The sequence below is a fragment of the Prevotella sp. P5-92 genome (assembly GCF_002251245.1).
Lineage (GTDB): Bacteria > Bacteroidota > Bacteroidia > Bacteroidales > Bacteroidaceae > Prevotella.
This window is the reverse complement of sequence record NZ_NPJG01000135.1, coordinates 1-5627: the sequence shown is the minus strand read 5'-3', so window position 1 is coordinate 5627 and position 5627 is coordinate 1. Positions and strand designations below refer to the sequence as shown.

At 41.8% G+C, this 5627-nt stretch carries 11 protein-coding genes; 5 read left to right on the top strand and 6 right to left on the bottom strand.

Annotated features, from left to right (window positions below; all coding sequences use genetic code 11):
- Positions 1-484 precede the first annotated feature (484 nt).
- From CIK99_RS14760 to CIK99_RS14745, 4 genes are all read right to left on the bottom strand, one after another.
- On the bottom strand, positions 485-706 hold the full coding sequence (locus CIK99_RS14760) for a hypothetical protein (RefSeq protein WP_253249702.1): 222 nt from the start codon (positions 704-706) through the stop codon (positions 485-487).
- Positions 703-1182, bottom strand: coding sequence for a DUF3990 domain-containing protein (locus CIK99_RS14755; protein WP_094382256.1), 480 nt, complete (start codon positions 1180-1182; stop codon positions 703-705). The genes CIK99_RS14760 and CIK99_RS14755 overlap by 4 nt, the downstream gene beginning before the upstream one ends.
- Positions 1179-1400: a DUF3791 domain-containing protein gene (locus CIK99_RS14750; RefSeq protein WP_094382255.1), complete on the bottom strand. Its 222-nt coding sequence runs from the start codon at positions 1398-1400 to the stop codon at positions 1179-1181. The genes CIK99_RS14755 and CIK99_RS14750 overlap by 4 nt, the downstream gene beginning before the upstream one ends.
- Positions 1401-1755: 355 nt before the next feature.
- Positions 1756-2661, bottom strand: a complete 906-nt coding sequence (locus CIK99_RS14745; protein WP_094382254.1) for a LysR family transcriptional regulator — start codon at positions 2659-2661, stop codon at positions 1756-1758.
- 213 nt (positions 2662-2874) lie between these two features.
- Between CIK99_RS14745 and CIK99_RS14740 the strand changes: the two genes are divergently transcribed.
- Genes CIK99_RS14740 through CIK99_RS14730 form a run of 3 tightly spaced genes read left to right on the top strand, consistent with a single transcriptional unit; the run spans position 2875 to position 4323 of the window.
- Positions 2875-3066 carry a hypothetical protein gene (locus CIK99_RS14740; RefSeq protein ID WP_094382253.1) on the top strand — a complete coding sequence of 64 codons (192 nt, stop codon included), beginning with the start codon at positions 2875-2877 and terminating at the stop codon, positions 3064-3066.
- A complete protein-coding gene (locus CIK99_RS14735; RefSeq protein ID WP_158216003.1) occupies positions 3044-3844 on the top strand; it encodes a threonine/serine exporter ThrE family protein in 801 nt (266 codons plus the stop codon). Before CIK99_RS14740 ends, CIK99_RS14735 begins: the two co-directional genes overlap by 23 nt.
- Positions 3835-4323 (top strand): threonine/serine exporter family protein, encoded by a 489-nt coding sequence (locus CIK99_RS14730; protein WP_094382251.1) that lies wholly within the window; start codon positions 3835-3837, stop codon positions 4321-4323. The genes CIK99_RS14735 and CIK99_RS14730 overlap by 10 nt, the downstream gene beginning before the upstream one ends.
- A gap of 16 nt (positions 4324-4339) precedes the next feature.
- On the opposite strand, the gene CIK99_RS14725 is transcribed toward CIK99_RS14730, so the two are convergent.
- Positions 4340-4549, bottom strand: a complete 210-nt coding sequence (locus CIK99_RS14725) for a DUF5110 domain-containing protein (RefSeq protein ID WP_216822820.1) — start codon at positions 4547-4549, stop codon at positions 4340-4342.
- Positions 4550-4741: 192 nt separating this feature from the next.
- Here CIK99_RS14725 and CIK99_RS14720 point away from each other — a divergent pair, with 192 nt between their 5' ends.
- Both CIK99_RS14720 and CIK99_RS14715 read left to right on the top strand, forming a co-directional pair.
- Complete coding sequence (locus CIK99_RS14720) at positions 4742-5059, top strand: nucleotidyltransferase domain-containing protein (RefSeq protein WP_094382249.1); 318 nt, start codon at positions 4742-4744, stop codon at positions 5057-5059.
- A complete protein-coding gene (locus CIK99_RS14715) occupies positions 5050-5451 on the top strand; it encodes a HEPN domain-containing protein (RefSeq protein ID WP_094382248.1) in 402 nt (133 codons plus the stop codon). Before CIK99_RS14720 ends, CIK99_RS14715 begins: the two co-directional genes overlap by 10 nt.
- A 76-nt stretch (positions 5452-5527) precedes the next feature.
- On the opposite strand, the gene CIK99_RS16155 is transcribed toward CIK99_RS14715, so the two are convergent.
- On the bottom strand, positions 5528-5623 hold the full coding sequence (locus CIK99_RS16155) for an IS3 family transposase (protein WP_094381746.1): 96 nt from the start codon (positions 5621-5623) through the stop codon (positions 5528-5530).
- Positions 5624-5627: the final 4 nt, after the last annotated feature.

Below are 5627 nucleotides of genomic sequence, written 5' to 3'. Positions count from 1 at the left end.
CCCCCAATTTGTCACTTTCCTAGGGTGATTGGGGGATTTTTCTTATCATCTACAAAGGTACAAAATTTCTATCACATTGAGTAATAGATAGTTATAAATAATCTTAAAATTTAACGACACTCCCTAATGTAAGTGCCAGATGATACATCTGCGTGTAGTGTGTCTTGAACAGACTTTCAATTTGACTCCGTCCAATTCCTCCTCGCTCGGCAGAGTTGATGCGAACATCACTCTGCGCTCGCTCGTTCGTCATTTCTTTTCGTGTCATACACTTATAATACAGTTCAGACGTAGAAAATGTAAAGCAGAAATGCGATTATTTTCAATTCAAACTCAATTTTTCTATTGTTGGGGCGTTTTTTCAATCAAATCGGGCGAGGATGTGTTGTTTCCCATCCTCGCCCGTCTTGTACAATTGTATCTATTGCCATAGCGGTTCGCTCTCCGTATGTACTCCAAACATATTCATATCTCGCATTACCATTTATGTAGGTTGCAGTTCTTCTTCCAGATAACTATATACATAGCCAGAGGACTGAAAGAAAAGTCCAGTCTTCGGATCATTCAATTTTTCAAACAAATGTGAGGTATAGACGACATCAAAGGCCTGCTCCATAGAAAGACCACGTTCGTCCATCAGTCGGGAGATAAGGTCTTTGACTATCTCCTCTTTCATGTTCTGAAATTCTGCCTGTGATACCTTCATCTGCTTGTTTGCTTTATCAGTTTGTCTATGGCTCTCTGTGTACAGAAAGCATACTGGAATGTGATGCCCTTGATATACTGAATGCGCTTCAGGAATTCCTCAAAGGAAATGTAACCTTGTTTGTAACGTGTAATCTGGGCACCTATTCGGTCGTTTGCTATCGGGCCATACACGATGTCGTAATCATGTAGAGTCCTGCCGTTGGGTTCCGTTCGATGGTCATAGACGAAGTGTGCCCACTCCTCAGTATAATCCTCAAACCGCTTGATTTGAAACTTCTCAAAAAGAGCCTCGTCAAACTCATACACATTGACGATGGGAGTAGTCTCCTCAAATTCTGCACGGAACTGTGCCATCTCTAATGCCTGCTGCTCGTCATCCGATAGATAGAAAGCCATGCCAAAATCCTTGTTGGGCTTAGACTTCGCTAAGTCAACATGAGGGATGTCAACAGTTGAGCCATGATAGAGTTTCATAGGTTTCCGCCCCTCCTTTGGCAGTATTCCCGCAAGGTCTGGATGTTCTCCTCTACCGATAGCGTGTGCATCACGTTGTAATGCTTGTCGCAAAGTGCCAAAGCGCCATACTGGTTGAGGTATCGGTAAGCTTTCGCCTCCGACACCCTGTTGTGAGCAGCGAACTCCGCCACCAACAACACAAGATACTCTATCCTGTCCATCACCTGCTTTGACATAAGCAAATCTCTTCCTTTTAGTCCGCACAAATACCGTGTGGCATGGCGCGGCTGATGTAACTTTGTTTGCAAAGTTACTCATTTATTTCAAATACACCAAGTTTTTACAATTTGAAGGCATCATTTTAGTGATTTTTAAGAAATTACACCTTGTCTATTCATATTAGGATGATATTATTGCTAAAATGTCCGCCGAATTATTAACCACTGTGTATATCAGCAATATATGCCAACGGAGATACTTCCCTGTTCAAAATTTGTACCGTTTTGAGTTCGTTGTTTCAAGAAAGCACTGTAGCTCAGCGCATTAGGAGATATAAATAGGCTTCCACATGAACTATTTTACCAACGATTTTTACAGCATGTCAAGCAATGCGATGTTATAGGATTTGTTTTCGCAAAGCATCTTGAGGAATTCCTTCGTACTGCGCTTGGTATAACTGTCTTTGAGGATATGGAACGAACCCTCCATCTGCGTGTTTTGATGGTCGAGGGTGATGACCTTGATGCCAGGAATATGACTTACCGCTGCCTGACTGATAACAGTAACAAGAAACTTCGACGACCTTACAAGGTCGATAATGACATTCACTTCATTAATTTCCAACCTTACATTAAACTGGCTTTCCGAGCCTCTTGTCAGAAGATCAAAAGCATTGCGGGCCTGAAGTCCTTTGGCTGGCATTACAAATGGAAAGCGCTTGAGGTCGGCAAACTTAACCTTTTCCTCACCAGCGAGAGGATGATGTTCGGAAACGACGACAGCCAACTGATTGTCAAACAATATGTGCGACTCTATCTCAGGACTTATGCTTGTAGGTTTATAACTCAATGCCACATCAAGTTCACGGTCTTTCACCATGCGTATCAAGGTCTCCATATCATGACAATGAATATTAAGTTTAATGTCTGGATATTCTTTCATAAAAAGCAACACCGTATCCTTGAGCAGCGGAATAAAGGAAAAGGTAGAACCGATGTTAAGACAGCCTGCCTTCAAGCCTTTGATATCGTTCATCCTGTCTATACATACATCCGCGGCATGCAGTGTGCGTTTGGCCTCGGGAAGGAATGCCTCCCCAACTTCTGTAAGACATACACGATGGGAAGAACGCTCAAAGAGCATTACTCCCAACTCATTCTCCAACTGCTTTATCTGCTGCGACAGTGTGCTTTGCGTGATGTTGAGCAATCGTGAAGCCTCACTGAAACTATTCGTCTCAGCCACGTTTACAAAATATTTCAGTTGCCTTAATTCCATTATAATCGTACTATTTATAAAAAACGCTGCAAAAGTACAACAAATAAATCATACGCACAATAGTCAGCTATAATTATTTTCGATAATATTATCGATTATGATTATTAATATCTATAAATAGCCATTATCGAAACAATCAATAGGCAAATATTCCTGCTTATTATTATTTGCAGTAATTTTGCACCCGAAAAATCATTTAAAAAATAGAGAATTATGGAATACATTATTGATGAAACTGCGGCAAGACAATGCGCATGGCTCGTTTGGGCGCTTGCCTTGGGAACCGTACTACTGAAGCCGGCTATCAAAATCTTGTTTAAGGCTTGGAAAACAAACAAGCGATTGCACATCATCTCGTATGGTGACAACAAAATATATGATTATGATGACGAATATGACTACTGAACCATCTGCCATACCAGCTGACGAGCATACAAGAATAAAGAATGTATGCAAGTTTATAGAGGAGTATGCCACGGCCATGTTGTCTGCCGGTGCCACTACTTCGCGTATAGAGCATTGTGTGGAACGCATATCCAAACGCTATGATATAATATCCGACCTGTCGCTTCTCCCCTCGCGCATATTACTGACTGTATGGGATACAAGTCACAGGCATAATTACAGTCTTGTGGGACATACCCATAAAAACGGCATAAACCTGCAAACAGTAACAGAGTTGAGCCGCTTATCATTTCTCGACATTCCCCTTGAGACAGCTTGCGAACAGATGAAACTCATTATCTCTACGCCACGACTGAACAAATGGATTGTCATTATGCTTACGGCATTGGCCAATCTCTCATTCTGCCGCCTGTTTGATGGCGACTGGTATGCAATGGGGGTCGTGTTTGCCGCCACTGTCATCGGCAATGTATATAAGAACTATATGCTTGAAAGGCATTGGGACATAAGATTCACAACCATTGTGGCAGCATATATATCCGCCATTGTCGGATCGTCGTGTTTCATCTTTGATTTTGGAAGCACTCCACAGACAGCCTTGGGAACATCTGTGTTGTGGCTCGTACCGGGAATAAGATTCATCAATGCTATTAGCGACATGACCAACGGCCACTATGTCGTGTCGCAAAGCAGGATGACTGATGCTGTCATTACCACCATCTGCCTTTCGTTAGGCCTTTGTCTTGCATTACTCACATTAAATATACAATGGAAATAAATACACTATTCACCGATGGACTCTTTGCCTGTATGGCGGCAATAGGTTTTGGAAGCATCAACAACACCCCGCGCAGTTTGCTGCCTTGGTGCGGACTCATCGCTGCCATAGGTCATGCAACCCGCTTTGCCATGATGAATTCATCCTTTCATTTCAACATCATTCTTGCCGGTTTTGCCGGAAGCATCTGCATAGGCATAATATCATCGTTTGCCTCGCGTCATTATCGATGTCCCTACGAGGTTTTAGCATTTCCTGCCCTATTGCCGATGATACCTGGAATGTACGCATACGGCACAATCCAGGCTCTTGTCAGCTACTTGCAGTTTAATTCTTCCGAAACACCGTCTGAACACTATCTCAACATCTTTGCCTACAATGCCATCATGACGATGCTCATCATCCTCTTTATGGTTGTAGGAGCCCTTGTCGGAATATTTGCATCCCGATCATTCAAGAACTTCAGTAGAGGAGCATGAAGTGCATCATTCCCAACTATGGTTTAGTTGGGAAACATTTGACGACATTCACTTTTATCTCACGATTATATATCCTTGACTTCTTTACGGCCTTTAGCTTCAGCTTCTGCTTGCTGTCGTCCCATGCCAGAAGGGATAGAGAATAGTCGCCTTGCTCGAAGGCATATCCGTCGCCGGAGTCCTGATAGAGCGAGAACGTAGTGTCAGCACCGGGATAGACATTCACGATGATGGGCTTGTCAGGGTCAGGGGACAGGTATGAAGTGAACCCACAAAGTTGGACGGGTTAATAACTGTGAGCCTGTTCGAATGCCTGTCCCCTTGACCCTTAAAAGGGAGCAAGACTTAAGTTTTTCTCCCTTTTTCTTTGTTTTTTCAATTTTTCTTTGTAATTTTGCGGCGATAAATCATTAATGCGATGAATAAAGATGTCTTAGAACATATTGAAGATACTGTTAGGGATATTATGCCTTTGGACGCTCGAATCCTTCTTTTTGGTTCGCGCGCAAGAGGTGATGCCCGTCCTGATTCAGACTGGGACATCCTTATTATCCTGAACAAGAACAAAAGAACTGTGCAGGACATTAATGATTATGCATGCCCTTTGATGGAATTAGGATATAGCATTGGCGAAGAAATAAATCCCATTGTATATACAAAAACTGAATGGGATAATCGCAGGTTTACATCATTACATGAATTTGTTGAACGAGAAGCTATTGAGATATGCCATTAAATAAAGAAGACAAAAAATCAATCATCAAGTATCGTGTAGAGAAGGCACATAAAACAATGATTGAGGCCAGAGATTGTGCAACCATGGGACATTGGACTCTTGCTGCAAATAGATTATATTACACTCTCTTCTATATTTCTAATGCTTTGCTTGTTGACAAAGGCATGTTTGCAAAAACGCATGCAGGTGTGATTGCAAAGATTAACGAGCACTTTGTAAAGACTGGAATTCTTTCGAGAGATGAAGGAAGAACAATCTCCATACTTCAAAATATGCGTCAATCAGGTGATTATGACGATTGTTTTGAATGGTCGGAAGAGGATGTTTTTCCCTTTTTCAAACGTACAGAAGAGTTGCTTTTGAAGATAGAGTCTTTATTAAATATCAAATAAGGAATCATCGGTGACAGGTTCATCGACCCTAAAGAGTGAACCAATGTGCTGAAATGAACCCAAAAAGTTGGACGGGTTAATAACTGTGAGCCTGTTCGAATGCCTTTCTGTATAAAACAGGTGACATACCGTTGAGTCTCAATTTTATTCTTTCATTATTGTAGTATTCCATATAC

Bases quoted from the DNA above. Each gene is read 5' to 3' on its own strand.
- CIK99_RS14745 (WP_094382254.1), bottom strand. From the start codon at position 2,661: ATGGAATTAAGGCAACTGAAATATTTTGTAAACGTGGCTGAGACGAAT.
- CIK99_RS14750 (WP_094382255.1), bottom strand. From the start codon at position 1,400: ATGTCAAAGCAGGTGATGGACAGGATAGAGTATCTTGTGTTGTTGGTG.
- CIK99_RS14735 (WP_158216003.1), top strand. From the start codon at position 3,044: ATGATGACGAATATGACTACTGAACCATCTGCCATACCAGCTGACGAG.
- CIK99_RS16155 (WP_094381746.1), bottom strand. From the start codon at position 5,623: ATGGAATACTACAATAATGAAAGAATAAAATTGAGACTCAACGGTATG.
- CIK99_RS14740 (WP_094382253.1), top strand. From the start codon at position 2,875: ATGGAATACATTATTGATGAAACTGCGGCAAGACAATGCGCATGGCTC.
- CIK99_RS14715 (WP_094382248.1), top strand. From the start codon at position 5,050: ATGCCATTAAATAAAGAAGACAAAAAATCAATCATCAAGTATCGTGTA.
- CIK99_RS14730 (WP_094382251.1), top strand. From the start codon at position 3,835: ATGGAAATAAATACACTATTCACCGATGGACTCTTTGCCTGTATGGCG.
- CIK99_RS14720 (WP_094382249.1), top strand. From the start codon at position 4,742: ATGAATAAAGATGTCTTAGAACATATTGAAGATACTGTTAGGGATATT.
- CIK99_RS14760 (WP_253249702.1), bottom strand. From the start codon at position 706: ATGAAGGTATCACAGGCAGAATTTCAGAACATGAAAGAGGAGATAGTC.
- CIK99_RS14755 (WP_094382256.1), bottom strand. From the start codon at position 1,182: ATGAAACTCTATCATGGCTCAACTGTTGACATCCCTCATGTTGACTTA.